Raw genomic sequence first — 16581 nt, 5'->3', positions numbered from 1 at the left:
CCATGCTCAAGCCCATCCTGCTTGTCGAAGACGACGCCCGCGACCTCGAGCTGACGCTGGTCGCGCTCGAACGCAGCCAGCTCGCCAACGAGGTGATCATCGTGCGCGACGGCGCCGAGGCGCTGGACTACCTCAACCGCGAAGGCGCGCACGCCGACCGTGCCGAGGGCAATCCGGCGGTCATCCTGCTCGACCTGAAATTGCCCAAGGTCAACGGGCTGGAAGTGCTCAAGGCGGTGCGCGCCACCGAGACGCTCAAGAGCATCCCGGTGGTGATGCTGACCTCGTCGCAGACCGAGTCGGACGTGGTGCAGAGCTATGCGCTGGGGGTGAATGCCTACGTGGTCAAGCCGGTGGACTTCAAGCAGTTCGTCGCGGCGATCGCCGACCTGGGGGTCTTCTGGGCGGTGCTGAACGAGCCGCCGCCCGGCTCGCTGCGCGCCGCGCGGCGCTATGAATGAACCGATGACCGATTCCGCGCCCCTCCCCCCGCCCGGCGCGCCGACGAGCGCCGCGCCCGGCGTCGCGGCCGACACGCCGCCGCTGGAGATCCTGCTGCTGGAGGATTCCACCTTCGATGCGGAACTGCTGCTCGCCTCGCTGGAGACCACCCATCCGCGGGCGCGCGTGACCTGGGTGAAGGACGAGCCGGGGCTGCTGGGCGCGCTGGAGACGCAGCGCTTCGACCTGATCCTGTCGGACTACCAGCTCCCGGGCTTCACCGGCGCGGAGGCGCTGGCGCTGGCACAGCGACTGGTGCCGGGCACGCCCTTCATCTTCGTGTCCGGCGTGATCGGCGAGGAGAACACGGTGGAGCTGCTCAAGCGCGGCGCCACCGACTACGTCATGAAGGGCCGCCTGGCCCGGCTGCCGGTGGCCATCGACCGTGCGCTGCGCGAGGTGCGCCAGCGCGATGCCCAGCGGCAGGTCGAGGCGCAGCTGCGCGAGGCCGATGCGCTGTACGCGCGGGTGGTGGATTCGCTGCAGGACCATGCGGTCATCCTGCTGGACGCCGAGGGACGGATCCGCGACTGGAACCGGGCCGCCGGCACGATCTTCGGCCATGCGCTGGAGGCGGTGCGCGGCATGTCGGCCGAGATCCTGCTGACGCCGGAGGACCGCGCGGCGGGCGTGCTCGAGAACGAACTGGCGCTCGCGCTGACGCAGGGCGCGGCCCGGGACGACCGCTGGCTGATGCGCCAGGACGGCAGCCGGCTGCGCGCCGAGGGCGTGGTGACGCCACTGTTCAGCGCGTCGGGGGCGCCCACCGGCTTCTCGAAGATCATCCGGGACTCCACGCCGGCCTACGAGGCGCAGCAGGCGCTGCGCCAGGGCAAGGAGGAAGCGGAGCGTGCCAACGAGCTGAAGGACCAGTTCCTGGCGGTGCTGTCGCATGAGCTGCGCTCGCCGCTGAGCGCGATCACCGGCTGGGCGGACATCCTGGCCAATTTCTCGGACGCCCATCCGCTGCTGGGCAAGGCCTCGGCGGTGATCCGGCGCAACGCGCAGCTGCAGGGTCGGATGATCAACGACCTGCTCGACATGAGCGCGGTGGCCGCCGGCAAGCTGGTGCTGCAGACGGCACCGCTGGATCTGTCGGCGCTGGCTTCGGAGTCGGTGCTGGGCGCGCTGCACGAGGCCCAGGGCAAGGGCGTCGCGCTGAACTGCCTCGCCCCCGAACCGGTGTGGATCGCCGGCGACGCGCAGCGGCTGGCGCAGGTGCTGACCAACCTGATCGGCAACGCGATCAAGTTCACCGACAGCGGCGGGCGCGTGGAGGTGCAGGTCGAGGTGATGGACGGCGAGGCGCTGCTGCGCGTGCGGGACACCGGGCGCGGCATCTCGCCGGAGTTCCTGCCCTTCGTCTTCGACCGGCTGCGGCAGGAGGATGGCTCGTCGACGCGCAAGGTCGGCGGCTTGGGGCTGGGCCTGGCGATCGCGCGCGCGATCGCGCAGTTGCACAAGGGCCGCATCAGCGCCTCCAGCCCCGGCCCCGGCGGCGGCGCCTGCTTCGAGCTGCGCCTGCCGATGCTGGCCGACCAGGCCCTGCCGCCGCCGCCGTGCGCGGCGCCGGTCGAACTGTCGGAAGAGACGCTGTCGGGCGTGCGGGTGCTGCTGGTCGACGACGAGGAGGACGCCCGCGAAGTGGGCCAGGTGGCGCTGAGCCGCCTGGGCGCGAAGGTCAGCGTCGCCGGCAGCGCAGCGGAGGCCTTGTCGCGCCTGGCGGGCGGCGAGCGCTTCGACCTGCTGGTGTCCGACATCGGGATGCCGGAGATGGATGGCCGCTCGCTGATCCGTGCGGTGCGGCAGCTGCCGGGCGGCAGCGCCGAGGAGTTGCCAGCGCTGGCGCTGACGGCCTTCGCCATGGTGGCCGACCGGCAGGAGGGGCTCGCAGCGGGGTTCCAGGGTTATGTCGCCAAGCCGATCGAGCTGGGGGCGCTGACGCGCGCCATCCAGGAAGCGCTGGGGCGCACGGGCGCCGGCGACTGATGCTCAGCGCCGTGGGCCGGCCGCGGCCAAGGCGCGACGCTTGCGCGGACGCAGCGGCTCCGCGGCTTCGCGCGACTGAAGTCCCGGCCGGTGCCGCGCTTGTACACCCATGTACTCGGCTCGGCTGACGCGGCCGCATTTGTAGAGGTCCCAGTACAGGGCCCGCATCTGCAGGTCGGCAATGTTCAAGCGCTTATGCATCACAGTCCATTTCAGAGAGTTCACCAACGGCGACATGGTCGTCTCGCGCGCCTGCGTCAAGTGACAGAAAGAGCCTCGCGGCGCGCCGGCAGTCGCGCTCATCGCGCGGGCTGAGGTTCGCCATGTCGTGCTTGGCATAACCGTAGACGAAGAACCAATGGTTCGACAGATGGTTCGCGACGAGCGTCCGAAAACCTCCACGCTTTCCTTGACCGTTCCGCGCAATGCGCTTCTTGAGCAGTCCACCGCCAAGATCGGCATCGATCAGTCCTCGTGCCATCTCCGCGGCGGCACGGCAAAGATCCGCGTCGACCAAGCCCTCAGCCTTCATCCAACGGCGAAACGCACGTACCGCATACACACCCACGACGACCTCCGCGCATCGCTGCAATGAAGGTCAGTGCCAGGCCTTGCCATAGCGCGAGTCGTCCTGAAGTCGGCCCGCCGTTGGGGGACCTGCGGTTCGCGCCGGAAACGAGAAAGGGCCATGCCCTTGCGGACACGGCCCTGTGAAGCGGCTCGCGGCGGATCAGAAGCGCTGCGACTGCATGAAGTCGTCGAAGCCGGCTTCCGCGAAGCGGAACCAAAGGTTCTGGTCGCGCCGGAAGTTGGCGTAATCCTCGTACACCTTCTTCCAGTTGGGGTTCTTCGCCGACAGCTCGCTGTACAGCGCCATCGACTCCTTGAACGCGAGGTCCATCGCGTCCTTCGGGAAGCGCATCAGCTTGGTCTTGGCCGCCACCAGCTGCTTGAGCGCCTGCGGGTTCAGCACGTCGTACTTGGCCTGCATGTCCACATGGGTGTAGGCCGAGGCCGCCTCGACGATCGCCTTGTACTCGGCCGACAGCCCCTCGTAAGCCTTGGTGTTGATGTAGAAGTCGACCTGCGGGCCGCCTTCCCACCAGCCGGGGTAGTAGTAGAACGGCGCGACCTTGTTGAAGCCCAGCTTCAGGTCGTCATACGGTCCGACCCACTCGGCCGCATCGATCGTGCCCTTCTCCAGCGCCGAATAGAGTTCGCCCCCCGGCAGGTTCTGCGGCACGCCGCCCATGCGCTCGATCACCCGGCCGGCGAAGCCGCCGATGCGGAACTTCAGGCCCTTGAAGTCAGCCGCCGACTTGATCTCCTTGCGGTACCAGCCCGCCATCTGCGCACCGGTGTTGCCGCCCGGGAAGTTGATGATGTTGTAGTTCCGGTAGAACTCGCGCATCAGCTTCAGGCCGTTGCCGTGGTAGGTCCATGCGGTCATCTGCCGCGAGTTCAGCCCGAACGGGATCGACGCGCCGATGGCGAAGGTCTCGTCCTTGCCGAAGAAGTAGTACGGCACCGTGTGGGCGATCTCCACCGTCGCGTTCTGCACGCCGTCGACGACGCCGAACGCCGGCATCAGTTCGCCGCCCGCATGCACGCTGATCTGGAACTTGCCGCCGCTGAGTTCGCTGACCTTCTTGGCGAAGACCTCGCCGCCGCCGTAGATCGTGTCGAGCTGCTTGGGGAAGCTCGAAGCCATGCGCCAGCGGATGTTGGCCTGCGCATGCACGATGGCCGGTGCCGCACCGGCGGCCAGCACGCCGGCCAGGCCGGCATTCTTGACGAAGGAACGACGCTCCATGAAGTCTCCTGTTTCGCTGCTTTCGTTGGTATGGACCGCCCTCCCGGGGCGGCCTTGGGCGAACGCAGGATTAACCACCGCCGGGCTGGCGTCAACCTGACAAGCCCGGGGGAGATCCAGGACAGCCGCGCGAAAAAACAGAAGCGGCGCCGGGGCGCCGCTTCATTGGGGAACCAGGAAGCCGCTCGGGCCGCTTCAGATCACTTCAGGTCACTTCAGGCGCCGGCCAGCTTCATGCGCTCGATCAGGATCGACCCCACCGTCTTGCTGCCCAGCGTGTAGACATCGGCGCCGATGCCGACGATCTGCTGGAACATCTCCTTGACGTTGCCGGCGATGGTGATCTCGTGGACCGGATGGGCGATCACGCCGTTCTCGACCCAGTAGCCGCTCGCGCCGCGCGAGTAGTCGCCGGTCACGTAGTTCACGCCCTGGCCCATCAGCTCGGTGACGAACAGGCCGGTGCCCAGCCGGCGCAGCATCGTCGGCAGATCGTCGCCGGGCGCGGTGGCCCTGCTGCGCATCGTCAGGTTGTGCGAGCCGCCCGCATGCCCGGTCGTGCGCAGGCCCAGCTTGCGCGCCGAGTAGGTCGACAGGAAGTAGCCCTTGAGCACGCCGGCCTCGACCACGGTGCGGGCCCGGGTCGTCACGCCTTCATCGTCGAAGGGCGAGCTGCCCTTGCCCTTGAGCACATGCGGGTCCTCGACCACCTCCACATGCGGCGCCAGGACCTGCTGGTCCAGGCTGTCGAGCAGGAAGCTCGCGCGGCGGTAGAGCGCGCCCCCGCTGGTGGCCTGCACCAGCGCGCCCAGCAGGCCGGCGGCGACCGGCGCCTCGAACAGCACCGGCACGTTCGCCGTCTTGACCTTGCGGCCCTTGAGACGGGCCAGCGCTCGCTCGGCGGCGTAACGGCCGATCGATTCGGGCGAGGACAGGTCGGCCGCATCGCGCATCGAGCTGTACCAGGCGTCGCGTTCCATGCCGGCACCGCGGCCCGCGATCGGCGCCACCGAGACCGAATGCCGCGAGCTCGCGTAGCCGCCGCGGAAGCCGCGCGAGTTGCCGGAGAAGAAGTGCGACTGCTGCGCCGAGACGGCCGCGCCTTCCGAATTGGTGATGCGCGCATCCGTCTTCAACGCCGCGTCCTCGCAGCGCAGCGCCAGTTCGGCGGCCTGCTCGGCGGTGATCGCCCAGGGATGGAACAGGTCCAGCGCCGGTCGCGCGGCTTCGTCCAGCGACAGGTCCTGCTCGTCGGGCAGGCCGGCGAATTCGTCCTCGGCGGTGAAGCGGGCGATGTCGTAGGCGGCGCGGACCGTGTCCCTCAGCGCCTGCGGCGAAAAGTCCGAGGTGCTGGCATTGCCTCTGCGCTGGCCCAGGTAGACCGAGATGCCCAGCGACTTGTCGCGGTTGCGCTCGACGTTCTCGAGCGAGCCACGCCGCACGGACACCGACATGCCGCTGCCCTCGGACACTTCCGCGCCGGCGTCGCTGGCGCCCAGGCGCTTGGCCTCGGCGAGGACGTCCTCGATCAACTGGCGGAAATGGTCCTGGCTGTAGGCGAATCCTTGCTCGGCTTGACTCATGAATGCGGTCTCTGTGAAAGCAGCGCGGCCTGGGGAGATCCGAGGCCGCGGCGGGGTGGCGACTATCATACGGGCGCTGTGCCCCGCCCCTTCCGGCCGGGGCTTCTCGCTTTCTTCCCCCCATGCACCCCGATCACGACGACCACGACGACCGCGCGGACTTCGACGACTTCGAAGACGACCGCCCCAGCAAGAGCCAGCTCAAGCGCGACATGGACGCGCTGCAGGCGCTGGGCGCCGAACTGCTGACGCTGCCCGAGAAGCGCGTGGCCGCACTCGACCTGCCGGAGTCGCTGATGGACGCGATCAAGGAAGGCCGCCGCATCGTGGCCGGCACCGCCCGCAGCGGCAAGAAGCGCCATCTGCAGCTGATCGGCAAGCTGATGCGCCAGGTCGACCCGGCGCCGATCCGCGAGGCCGTCGCCGAGTTCAAGCTGGGCCGCGCGCAGGACTCGCTCGAGCTGCACCAGGCCGAGCGCTGGCGCGAGCGGCTGGTCGAGGATGACAACGCGCTGCAGGGCTTCATCGACAGCTTCGACGCGGTCGACGTCCAGCAGCTGCGCAGCCTGATCCGCGCCGCTCGCAAGGACCGCGCGCAGGCGGTCGAGCAGCGCAACGGCCGCGCGTGGCGCGAGCTGTTCCAGTTCATCAAGTCGCACCTGCTGGCCGCCAAGGGCGGAGCGCGGGACGACGACGCTGACGACGGCGACGGCCACGGCGAGGGCGACGATGAGTGACGCCGCGCCGGTCGGCGCCGCCGTGCTGCCGCCGCCGGAGACGGTGCGGATCGGCATCGTCTCGATCAGCGACCGCGCCTCCAGCGGCGTCTATGAGGACAAGGGCCTGCCCGCGCTGCAGGACTGGCTGCGTTCGGCGCTGATCAATCCGATCGAGTTCCAGCCGCGGCTGATCCCCGACGAGCGCGAGCAGATCGCCGCCACGCTGCGGGACCTGGTCGACACGGCCGGCTGCGACCTGGTGCTGACCACCGGCGGCACCGGTCCGGCGGTCCGCGACGTCACACCCGAGGCGACGATGGACGTCGCCGATCGGGTGATGCCGGGTTTCGGCGAGCAGATGCGACAGATCTCGCTGCACTTCGTGCCCACGGCCATCCTCTCCCGCCAGGTCGCGGTGATCCGCGGCCGCGCGCTGATCATCAACCTGCCGGGCCAGCCCAAGGCGATCGCCGAGACGCTGGCGGGCCACGCCGCGGCCAGCGGCATCTTCGCCGCGGTGCCTTACTGCATCGACCTGATCGGCGGCCCCTATCTGGAAACCCGCGACGCGGTCTGCGCCGCGTTTCGTCCCAAGACCGCGCAACGCCCGCCGCGTCCCGCCTGACCGCAACGGCGGCCGCCTCCCACCGCCGCCGACGCTTCAACCGCTTCCACGAGAAGCCCCAACGAGAAACGACACCCCATGAAGATCACCAAGGACACCATCGCCACCGTCGAGCTGAAGGTCGCCAACAAGCTCGGCCAGGTCATCGAGAAGACCGACGAGCCGATGGCGCTGCTGATCGGCGGCTACGGCAACACGCTGCCGGCCATCGAGACGGCGCTGGAAGGCCAGGAGAAGGGCTTCGCCACCACCATCGAGCTGACGCCCGAGACCGGCTTCGGCGAACGCGACGAGAGCCTGCTGATCACCATCCCGAAGAAGGACTTCCCGCCCGGCGTGAAGGTCGGCGGTCAGCTGCAGATCCGCCAGGCCAAGGAAGGCGAGGAAGAGCCGGCCGCGGACGACGGCTTCCACGTCTTCACCGTGGTGAAGATCAAGGGTGACACCGTGCACCTGGACGGCAACCACCCGCTGGCCGGCCAGCACCTGAAGGTCAGCGTCAAGGTCAAGGACGTGCGCGCCGCCACGCAGGAAGAGATCGAGCACGGCCACGCCCACGGCGATCACGGCCATCACCACTGAGCGGCGCGCAAACGCGGGCCTTCGCCCGCGTCACGCCGTCACTTCACCAGCCGCGTCAGCTCCGCCGCATCGAAGTGCTCGCCCTGCTGCGCGCCTTGCGGCACGCAGTCGCGGCGCTCTTCCTCGGACAGCTTCGCGATCGCCTGCCACAGCAGCGCGATCTGGTGCTCGTGACCGGCGGCGTTGTCGATCAGGCCCTTCATGGCCTGCGCGACCGGGTCGTCGCCCTGCGTCACGCCATAGGCCGAGAAGCCCATGCGGGCCGCGGCCTCCTCGCGCTGCGCATCGACCTTCGCTTCGATGATCCGGGCCGGATTGCCGACGGCGGTCGCGCCCGGCGGCACCGGCTTGGTCACGACCGCGCCGGATCCGACCCGCGCGCCCTCGCCGACGGTGAAGCCGCCGAGGATGCAGGCGTTGGCGCCGACGATCACGCCGCGCTCCAGCGTCGGATGCCGCTTGGCCCCCTTCACCAGCGAGGTGCCGCCCAGGGTCACGCCCTGGTAGATCGTGACCTCGTCGTGGATCTCGGTCATCTCGCCGATGACGATGCCCATGCCGTGATCGATGAAGACACGCCGGCCGATGGTCGCGCCGGGGTGGATCTCGATGCCGGTCAGGAAGCGGCCGAGGTGCGAGGTGAAGCGTCCCAGCCACCGGAAACCGCGGATCCAGAACCAGTGCGCGCAGCGATGCACCATCAGCGCATGCAGACCCGGGTAACAGGTCAGCACCTCCCAGGCCGAGCGGGCGGCGGGGTCGCGTTCGAGGATGCAGGCGATGTCTTCGCGAAGACGCTGGAACATGGTGGGGGAACCCGATGCGAGCCCGCGAGGAGCTCGGGTGATGAGGGTCGGCCAGTTTAGCGGCGGGCCTCAACCTTGCCCGCCTCAGGCCTTATGGGGAAGCGCGTCGGGCTACTCGTCCCCCCCGAGCGCGGGAGGCGTGTCCACCGCGGGACGGGTCTTCTCGATCGCGCGGGCGATGCCGCGCAGGATGTGGACCTCTTCCTGCGTCAGCCCGGCGCGGTTGAAGAGCTGGTTCAGCCGCGGCATCAGCTTCTTCGGCGCCGCGGGATCCAGGTAGCCCAGGTGAACCAGGCTGCCTTCGAGATGGGCGAGCAGGCCCTGCACCGCCCGCGCGTCGGCCAGTTGCGGGTCGGCGGTGCGGGCCGCGACCTGGTAGCCGCCGAGCGCCTGGCGCCAGTCGTAGGCCAGCAGCTGCACGGCCTGGGCCAGGTTCAGCGAGCCGTAGTCGGGATGGGTCGGGATCGACAGCACCGCATGCGCGCGATAGACGTCCTCGTTGCTCATGCCGTAGCGCTCGGACCCGAAGAGGAAGGCCACCCGATGGGCGACGCCGGCGGGGTCGGCGAGCCGTGCGAAGAGCTCCCGCGGCCGGTGGGTCGGCGGACCGAAATCGCGCGGCGTCATCGCGGTGGCGCAGACGAAGGTGCAGCCGTCCAGCGCCTCCTCCAGCCGGTCGACGATGCGGGCGCGGGCGAGGATGTCGGCGGCGCCGCTGGCCATCGCGACGGTCTCCTCCTGGCTGAGCACGTCCGCAAAGCGCGGGCGCACCAGGACCAGGTCCCGGAAGCCCATCACCTTCATCGCCCGGGCGGTCGAGCCGACATTGCCAGGATGGCTGGTCTCGATCAGCACGAAGCGTGTCGGATCGGACGCCACGGCGGTTGCGTTCAGGCCGGAGTCAGCCGAGGGCATAGGGGAAACCACGAGTCTGTGCCAAAATCGCGCATTATCCGCGCCGGACGTTGGTCGACATCGACGTCCGGCGCTTGCTCTTTCCCTTCGCCAGTCCACTTCTTCCACAGGAATCGTCCCGCATGACGCAAGCCGCCCTCCATCCCATGCTCAACGTCGCCATCAAGGCGGCGCGTACCGCCGGCGCGATCATCAACCGCGCGTCGCTGGACCTGGACATCCTGAAGATCAACACCAAGTCGCCCAACGACTTCGTGACCGAAGTGGACCAGGCCGCCGAGCAGGCGATCATCGAGACGCTGCTGCAGGCCTACCCCGACCACGGCATCCTGGCCGAAGAATCCGGCCGCGAACACGGCGCGAAGCACTCGGAATTCCAGTGGATCATCGACCCGCTGGACGGCACCACCAACTTCATTCACGGCCTGCCCTTCTATTGCGTGTCGGTGGCGCTGGCCCACCGCGGCGTGGTGCAACAGGCCGTCGTCTACGACCCGACCCGCAACGACCTGTTCTACGCGACGCGCGGCCGCGGCGCCTTCCTCAACGACAAGCGCATCCGCGTGTCCAAGCGCACCCGCATGAGCGACGCGCTGATCGGCACCGGCTTCCCGTTCCGCCGGGGCGACAACTTCAAGCGCTACCTGAAGATGTTCGAGGAAGTCTCCCAGCAGGTGGCCGGCGTGCGCCGCCCGGGTGCGGCGGCGCTGGACCTGTGCTACGTGGCGGCCGGTCACTACGACGGCTTCTTCGAGACCGGCCTGAACCCCTGGGACGTGGCCGCAGGCTCGCTGATCATCACCGAGGCCGGTGGCCTGGTAGGCAACTTCACCGGTGAGCCGGACTTCCTGCACCAGCGCGAGATCGTCGCCGGCACGCCGCGCATCTACGGTCCGCTGGTGCAGATCCTGGCGCCCTACTCCCGCGTCATCTCGCAGGACGAGCTGGACGCCGACGCGGCCGCCGCCGAGACACCGGCCGACAAGCCCGCCCCCCGGAAGAAGGCCGCCGCGGAAGGCGAAGCCCCCAAGAAGCGGGGCCCGGTGCGGATCAAGAAGAGCGACGACAGCGCGGAAGCCTGATGCCATCGGCCTGAACGGCCGCCGCGGCGTTCCTGACGCCGTCCCAGCAAAGCCCTCCCCTGGAGGGCTTTGTCGCTTTTGGCGCAAGTGGACGAGGCCGCGCCGCCGCGGCCGGGCCTAGCATGGACGCCTGCATCTCGCCGCGTCCGGCCATGCCCTACACTCCCTTCCCAGCCACCCACCGCGACGCCCTCCGACCGAGGGCGTTGTCCATTTCCCTCCTCCGATGAGCAGCGCCGCGACCGACGATTTCAGCCAGCACACGCCGATGATGCAACAGTACTTCCGCATCAAGGCCGACCATCCCGACACGCTGGTCTTCTATCGCATGGGGGACTTCTACGAGGTCTTCTTCGACGACGCCCGCAAGGCCAACGCGCTGCTGGACGTCACGCTCACCACGCGGGGCCAGAGCGGTGGCGAGCCGGTCGTCATGGCCGGCGTGCCGGTCCATGCGCTCGAGTCCTACCTGGGCAAGCTGATCCGGCTCGGCGAATCGGTGGCGATCGCCGAGCAGGTCGGCGAGGTCGGCGCGACCAAGGGGCCGGTCGAGCGCAAGGTGGTGCGCGTCGTCACGCCCGGCACCATCACCGATTCGGAACTGCTGGCCGACAAGCAGGACGCGATCCTGCTGTCGCTCTCGACGCAGGGCAAGACCATCGGCCTGGCCTGGCTGTCGATGACGCAAGGCGAGATCGGCCTGGCGCAATGCGGCGAGCGCGAACTCGGCGCTTGGCTGGCGCGCCTGTCGCCGGCCGAAGTGCTGGTCGACCGCGAGAAGCATCCGCAGGCGGTGCTCGCCGCGCGGCTGCCAATCACCAATCGCCAGGCCTGGCACTTCGACGCCGCGCTCGGCCTGCGCAAGCTCTGCACGCAGCTCGGCGTGGCCAGCCTGCAAGGCCTGAACGCCCAGGACCTGCCCGCCGCGCATGCGGCCGCCTCCTGCCTGCTGGCCTATGCCGAGAGCACCCAGGGCAGTCGCGCGCTGACGCATGTGAAGCGGCTGCAGGTGCTGCGGGCGACCGACCTGCTGGACCTGCCCCCCGCCACCCAGCGCAACCTCGAGCTGACGCAGACGCTGCGCGGCGAAACCTCGCCGACCCTGCTGTCGCTGCTGGATACCTGCCGCACCGGCATGGGCAGCCGCGCGCTGCGTCACTGGCTGCTGCATCCCCAGCGCGAGCGCGCCACGGCCCGCGAGCGCCAGGACGCGATCGCCGAGCTGCTGACGACCGGCTTCGAACCGCTGCGCGAGGCGCTGCGGCAGGTCTCCGACGTCGAGCGCATCGCCGCGCGCATCGCGCTGCGCCAGGTGCGTCCGCGCGAACTGGCCGGCCTGCGCGCCACGCTGCAGATCCTGCCGGAACTGGCGCAGACGGTGCCCTCCGGCGCCGCGCTGCTGGATCAGTTGGCCGAGGGCCTGCGCGCTTCGCCGCACATCGCCGAGTTGCTGACACGGGCCATCGCCGAGGAACCGGCCGCGCTGATCCGCGAAGGCGGCGTCATCGCCAAGGGCTTCGACGAGGAGCTCGACGACCTGCGCGCCGTCCAGACCAACTGCGATGATTTCCTGATCGCGCTGGAGACCCGCGAACGCGCCCGCACCGGCATTGCCAACCTGCGGGTCCAGTACAACAAGGTGCATGGCTTCTACATCGAGGTCACCAACAGCGGCTTGGAGAAAATCCCGGCCGACTACACCCGCCGCCAGACGCTGAAGAACGCCGAGCGCTTCATCACGCCGGAACTCAAGGCCTTCGAGGACAAGGCGCTGTCGGCGAACGAGCGCGCGCTGGCGCGCGAGAAGATGCTGTACGAGCTGGTCATCGACCAGCTGTCCGAGGAAATGCAGGCGCTGGGCCGGCTGGCGCGCTCGCTCGCCGCGCTGGACGTGCTCGCCGGACTGGCCGAGCGCGCCGCCACGCTGAACTGGTGCCGCCCCGAGTTCGTCTCGCATCCCTGCATCGACATCCAGGGCGGTCGTCATCCGGTCGTCGAGGCGCGTCTGCGCGAGACCGGCGCCGGCGAGTTCATGGCCAACGACTGCCGACTCGACGCCCGCACCAAGCTGCTGGTCATCACCGGCCCGAACATGGGCGGCAAGAGCACCTTCATGCGGCAGGTCGCGCTGATCGCGCTGCTGGCGGCCATCGGTGCCTATGTGCCGGCCACCGCCTGCCGGCTGGGACCCATCGATGCGATCCACACCCGCATCGGGGCGGCGGACGACCTGGCCAATGCGCAGTCGACCTTCATGCTGGAGATGACCGAGGCCGCCGCGATCCTGCACGCCGCCTCGGAGCAGTCGCTGGTGCTGATGGACGAGATCGGCCGCGGCACCTCGACCTTCGACGGCCTGGCGCTGGCCGGCGCGATCGCGACTCACCTGCACGACAAGTGCCGGGCGTTCACCCTGTTCGCGACCCACTATTTCGAGCTGACCGAATTCCCGGCCAAGCACCCGCAGGCGGTCAACATGCATGTGTCGGCGGTCGAGAGCGGCGAGGACATCGTCTTCCTGCACGAGATCCAGCCCGGCCCGGCCAGTCGCAGCTACGGCGTGCAGGTCGCGCGGCTGGCGGGCATGCCGTCGCCGGTGGTGCGGCAGGCCCGCGCCGCGCTCGAAGCCCTGGAGGCTCGCGCCACCGAGGGCGAGACGCAGATCGACCTGTTCGCCCCGCCGCCCGAGCCGGCGCCGGGCACGGCGGCCGCGGAACCGTCCGAGCTGCTCGACGCGCTGCGGGACCTGGACCCCGACGCGCTCAGCCCGCGCGAGGCGCTCGCCGCGCTCTACCAGCTCAAGACGCTGGCCGCGACCCGCGCCTGAGTCGCCGTCCGCCGCGCCAGCCCGCTCCATGGAATCGACCCGGACCCTCGTCTTCTCGCATGCCAACGGCTTTCCGTCAGGCTGCTACCGCGTGCTCTTCGACGTGTGGCGCGACGCGGGCTGGACGGTGCACGCGCTGCCGCGCATCGGTCACGATCCGCGTTATCCGGTCACCAGCAACTGGCCGCACCTGCGCGACGAGCTGCTGCAGTTCATCCAGGAACAGGTGAAGCCGACCGGACCGGTGATGCTGGTCGGGCATTCGCTCGGCGGCCTGCTGTCGCTGCTGGCGGCCTGCCGCAAGCCGGCGCTGGCCCAGGGGCTGGTGATGCTCGATTCGCCGGTCATCGACGGTTGGCGGGCGCACAGCCTGCGGGTGGCGAAGTCCGCCGGCTTCATCAAGAAGGTGTCGCCCGGCAAGATCTCGCACCAGCGCCGCTACGAGTGGCCCAGCCGCGAGGACGTGCATGCGCATTTCGCCGCCAAGGGCAAGTTCGCACGCTGGGATCCGCGCGTGTTGAAGGACTACATCGACAGCGGTTTCGACGACCATGCCGACGGCCAGGTGCGACTGGGGTTCACCCGCGAGATCGAGACCCGCATCTACAACACGCTGCCGCACAACCTGCCGCGCATCCTCAGAAGCCACGCGCCGAAGTGCCCGGTGGCCTTCATCGCGGGCACGCAATCCGAGGAACTGCGCCAGGCCACGGCTGCCGGCTCCAAGGCACTCGCCAAGGACCTGTTCCGCTGGTTCGAGGGCACCCACCTCTACCCCTTCGAGCGCCCCGAAGAGACGGCCCGGCTGGTGCTCGAGCTGATCGGCGAGATGAAGGGCAAGGCGGCGTCGCTATAATCGCGCTTTACCACCACGGCGTTTTGAGGTCCGGTACGATGCATCCGGACGCAATCAGGCGCTGCAAGACAATGACCAAGTACGTCTTCGTCACCGGCGGTGTCGTGTCCTCCCTCGGCAAGGGCATCGCATCGGCCTCTCTCGCGGCCCTTCTCGAGTCCCGCGGCCTCAAAGTCACCCTGATCAAGCTGGATCCCTACATCAACGTGGATCCAGGCACGATGTCCCCGTTCCAGCACGGCGAGGTCTTCGTCACCGACGACGGCGCCGAGACCGACCTGGACCTGGGCCACTACGAACGCTTCATCACCACGCGGATGAAGCGCTCCAACAACTTCACCACCGGCCAGATCTACATGTCGGTCCTGGAGAAGGAGCGCCGCGGCGACTACCTCGGCAAGACGGTCCAGGTGATCCCGCACATCACCAACGAGATGCAGGAGTTCATCCGCCGCGGCGCCGGTCACGGCACCGCCGACGCGGTGGACGTGGCGATCGTGGAGATCGGCGGCACGGTTGGCGACATCGAGTCGCTGCCCTTCCTGGAAGCCGCCCGCCAGATGAGCCTGAAGATGGGGCCGACGAACGTCGCGTTCGTGCACCTGACCTACGTGCCGTGGATCGCCGCCGCCGGCGAGCTCAAGACCAAGCCCACCCAGCACACCGTGCAGAAGCTGCGTGAGATCGGCATCCAGCCCGACGCGCTGCTGTGCCGCGCCGACCGCCGCGTGCCCGATGACGAGCGCGAGAAGATCTCTCTGTTCACCAACGTGCCCGAGTACGGCGTGATCTCGATGTGGGACGTGAACACGATCTACAAGGTCCCGCGCGTGCTGCACGAGCAGGGCCTGGACCAGCTGATCTGCACCAAGCTGCAGCTCAACACCAAGTCCACCGACCTGAAGCGCTGGGACATGCTGGTCAACGAGGTCGAGAACCCGAAGACCGAGGTGACGATCGCGATGTGCGGCAAGTACACCGACCTGTCGGACAGCTACAAGTCGCTGAACGAAGCGCTGCGTCACGCCGGCATCCACAACCACGCCCGCGTCAACATCGAGTACGTCGACTCCGAGACGCTCGATGCCGAGCACGTCAAGCAGCTCGACAAGTACGACGCGATCCTGGTGCCCGGCGGCTTCGGCAAGCGCGGCGTCGAGGGCAAGATCCTCGCCGCCCAGTACGCCCGCGAGCACAAGACGCCCTACCTCGGCATCTGCCTGGGCATGCAGGTCGCGACCATCGAATACGCGCGCCACAAGGCGCAACTGGAGGGCGCGAACTCGACCGAGTTCGAACCCGACGCGCCGCACAAGGTGATCGCGCTGATCGACGAATGGCAGGATGCGGACGGCTCGATCCAGAAGCGCACCGCCCAGTCGGACCTCGGCGGCACCATGCGCCTGGGCGCGCAGAGTTCGGACGTCAAGCCGGGCACGCTGGCCTATGAGATCTACGGCCCGGTCGTCAACGAGCGCCACCGTCACCGCTACGAAGCCAACGAGCAGTACCTGGACCAGCTGCAGGACGCCGGCCTGGTGATCTCGGCGATCACCCAGCGCGAGAAGCTGACCGAGATCGTCGAGCTGCCGCGCAATGTGCACCCGTGGTACATGGGCGTGCAGTTCCACCCCGAGTTCAAGTCGACGCCGTGGGACGGCCACCCGCTGTTCATCGCGTTCATCAAGGCCGCGCTGGAACATAAGGCCAAGGCCGGCCACGAGGTCAGCGCCCCCGCCGCGGCCTGAACGCTCCGGCCCGCGTCGCCCCGACCGTCCTCAACGACCGAGACCCCGCCCATGCCCGCCTTCATCATTGCCGACGTGACCGTGACCGATGCCGACCAGATGGCCAAGTACCGCGAATGGAGCACGAAGGCGATGCAGGAGCATGGCGCCGAGGTGCTGGTGCGTGGCGGCACGATCGAGGTGCTGGAGGGCGACTGGACGCCGAGCCGGCTGGTCGTGCTGAAGTTTCCCGACCGCGCGACGGCCCGGCGCTTCTACGATTCCGAGACCTACCAGCATGCGAAGTCGCTGCGCGAGCACGCCGGCGTGATGCGCATGGTGGTCGTGGACGGCATCTGATCCCGGTCATGCCCCGCACGAGCCATCGCGCCAGTTCCCCGTCCAGACGGGCGACACGGCCCGGTGGCTTTTTTTCGCCTGGCGTTCTGCGCCGACGGCTGGCCCCCACGCCTCCCCCTGTTCGTCCCCCTTTCATGCCGCAGGTTGTTCAGCACAGGTAACCCGTTGCTGGCACCATGCGCGCCGACAAGTTTTT

At 68.9% G+C, this 16581-nt stretch carries 15 protein-coding genes; 10 read left to right on the top strand and 5 right to left on the bottom strand.

Annotated features, from left to right (window positions below):
• Nucleotides 1-2 precede the first annotated feature (2 nt).
• Nucleotides 3-461 carry a response regulator gene (locus tag CS062_RS09250; protein ID WP_099861362.1) on the top strand — a complete coding sequence of 153 codons (459 nt, stop codon included), beginning with the start codon at nt 3-5 and terminating at the stop codon, nt 459-461.
• Nucleotides 462-465: 4 nt separating this feature from the next.
• A complete protein-coding gene (locus tag CS062_RS09245; protein ID WP_158238722.1) occupies nt 466-2490 on the top strand; it encodes an ATP-binding response regulator in 2025 nt (674 codons plus the stop codon).
• Nucleotides 2491-2683: 193 nt separating this feature from the next.
• Here the strand turns inward: CS062_RS09245 and CS062_RS09240 are convergent, their stop codons facing one another.
• The 3 genes from CS062_RS09240 to pmbA all read right to left on the bottom strand — a co-directional run bounded on the left by CS062_RS09240 (nt 2684) and on the right by pmbA (nt 5886).
• Complete coding sequence (locus CS062_RS09240) at nt 2684-3058, bottom strand: type II toxin-antitoxin system RelE/ParE family toxin (RefSeq protein WP_199174205.1); 375 nt, start codon at nt 3056-3058, stop codon at nt 2684-2686.
• Between the two features lie 162 nt (nt 3059-3220).
• Nucleotides 3221-4303, bottom strand: a complete 1083-nt coding sequence (locus CS062_RS09235) for a TRAP transporter substrate-binding protein (RefSeq protein ID WP_099861359.1) — start codon at nt 4301-4303, stop codon at nt 3221-3223.
• Nucleotides 4304-4518: 215 nt separating this feature from the next.
• Nucleotides 4519-5886, bottom strand: coding sequence for a metalloprotease PmbA (gene pmbA, locus CS062_RS09230; RefSeq protein ID WP_099861358.1), 1368 nt, complete (start codon nt 5884-5886; stop codon nt 4519-4521).
• A gap of 122 nt (nt 5887-6008) precedes the next feature.
• Between pmbA and yjgA the strand changes: the two genes are divergently transcribed.
• The 3 genes from yjgA to CS062_RS09215 all read left to right on the top strand — a co-directional run bounded on the left by yjgA (nt 6009) and on the right by CS062_RS09215 (nt 7812).
• On the top strand, nt 6009-6623 hold the full coding sequence (gene yjgA / locus CS062_RS09225; RefSeq protein ID WP_099861357.1) for a ribosome biogenesis factor YjgA: 615 nt from the start codon (nt 6009-6011) through the stop codon (nt 6621-6623).
• On the top strand, nt 6616-7230 hold the full coding sequence (mog, locus tag CS062_RS09220) for a molybdopterin adenylyltransferase (protein WP_099861356.1): 615 nt from the start codon (nt 6616-6618) through the stop codon (nt 7228-7230). Before yjgA ends, mog begins: the two co-directional genes overlap by 8 nt.
• Nucleotides 7231-7308: 78 nt before the next feature.
• Entirely contained in the window at nt 7309-7812 is a 504-nt protein-coding gene (locus tag CS062_RS09215; protein ID WP_099861355.1) for an FKBP-type peptidyl-prolyl cis-trans isomerase, read from the top strand.
• A 38-nt stretch (nt 7813-7850) separates the two neighbouring features.
• On the opposite strand, the gene cysE is transcribed toward CS062_RS09215, so the two are convergent.
• Together cysE and CS062_RS09205 are read right to left on the bottom strand one after the other, a co-directional pair.
• Nucleotides 7851-8618 carry a serine O-acetyltransferase gene (gene cysE, locus CS062_RS09210; RefSeq protein WP_099861354.1) on the bottom strand — a complete coding sequence of 256 codons (768 nt, stop codon included), beginning with the start codon at nt 8616-8618 and terminating at the stop codon, nt 7851-7853.
• Nucleotides 8619-8729: 111 nt separating this feature from the next.
• Complete coding sequence (locus CS062_RS09205; protein ID WP_099861353.1) at nt 8730-9533, bottom strand: RNA methyltransferase; 804 nt, start codon at nt 9531-9533, stop codon at nt 8730-8732.
• A gap of 122 nt (nt 9534-9655) precedes the next feature.
• Here CS062_RS09205 and CS062_RS09200 point away from each other — a divergent pair, with 122 nt between their 5' ends.
• The 5 genes from CS062_RS09200 to CS062_RS09180 all read left to right on the top strand — a co-directional run bounded on the left by CS062_RS09200 (nt 9656) and on the right by CS062_RS09180 (nt 16385).
• Nucleotides 9656-10615 carry an inositol monophosphatase family protein gene (locus CS062_RS09200; RefSeq protein ID WP_099861352.1) on the top strand — a complete coding sequence of 320 codons (960 nt, stop codon included), beginning with the start codon at nt 9656-9658 and terminating at the stop codon, nt 10613-10615.
• Nucleotides 10616-10841: 226 nt separating this feature from the next.
• On the top strand, nt 10842-13442 hold the full coding sequence (gene mutS, locus CS062_RS09195) for a DNA mismatch repair protein MutS (protein WP_233217996.1): 2601 nt from the start codon (nt 10842-10844) through the stop codon (nt 13440-13442).
• A gap of 28 nt (nt 13443-13470) precedes the next feature.
• Nucleotides 13471-14298 (top strand): alpha/beta hydrolase, encoded by an 828-nt coding sequence (locus CS062_RS09190; RefSeq protein WP_099861351.1) that lies wholly within the window; start codon nt 13471-13473, stop codon nt 14296-14298.
• Nucleotides 14299-14369: 71 nt separating this feature from the next.
• The gene (pyrG, locus tag CS062_RS09185; RefSeq protein ID WP_099861350.1) at nt 14370-16046 is read left to right on the top strand and encodes a CTP synthase; all 1677 of its coding nucleotides are present in this window, start codon (nt 14370-14372) and stop codon (nt 16044-16046) included.
• Nucleotides 16047-16097: 51 nt separating this feature from the next.
• Nucleotides 16098-16385, top strand: a complete 288-nt coding sequence (locus CS062_RS09180) for a DUF1330 domain-containing protein (RefSeq protein WP_099861349.1) — start codon at nt 16098-16100, stop codon at nt 16383-16385.
• Nucleotides 16386-16581 lie beyond the last annotated feature (196 nt).

This window comes from Roseateles chitinivorans, assembly GCF_002761755.1.
GTDB classification, from domain to species: Bacteria; Pseudomonadota; Gammaproteobacteria; order Burkholderiales; family Burkholderiaceae_C; genus Roseateles; species Roseateles chitinivorans.
This window is presented reverse-complemented; position numbering and strand designations above follow the sequence as displayed.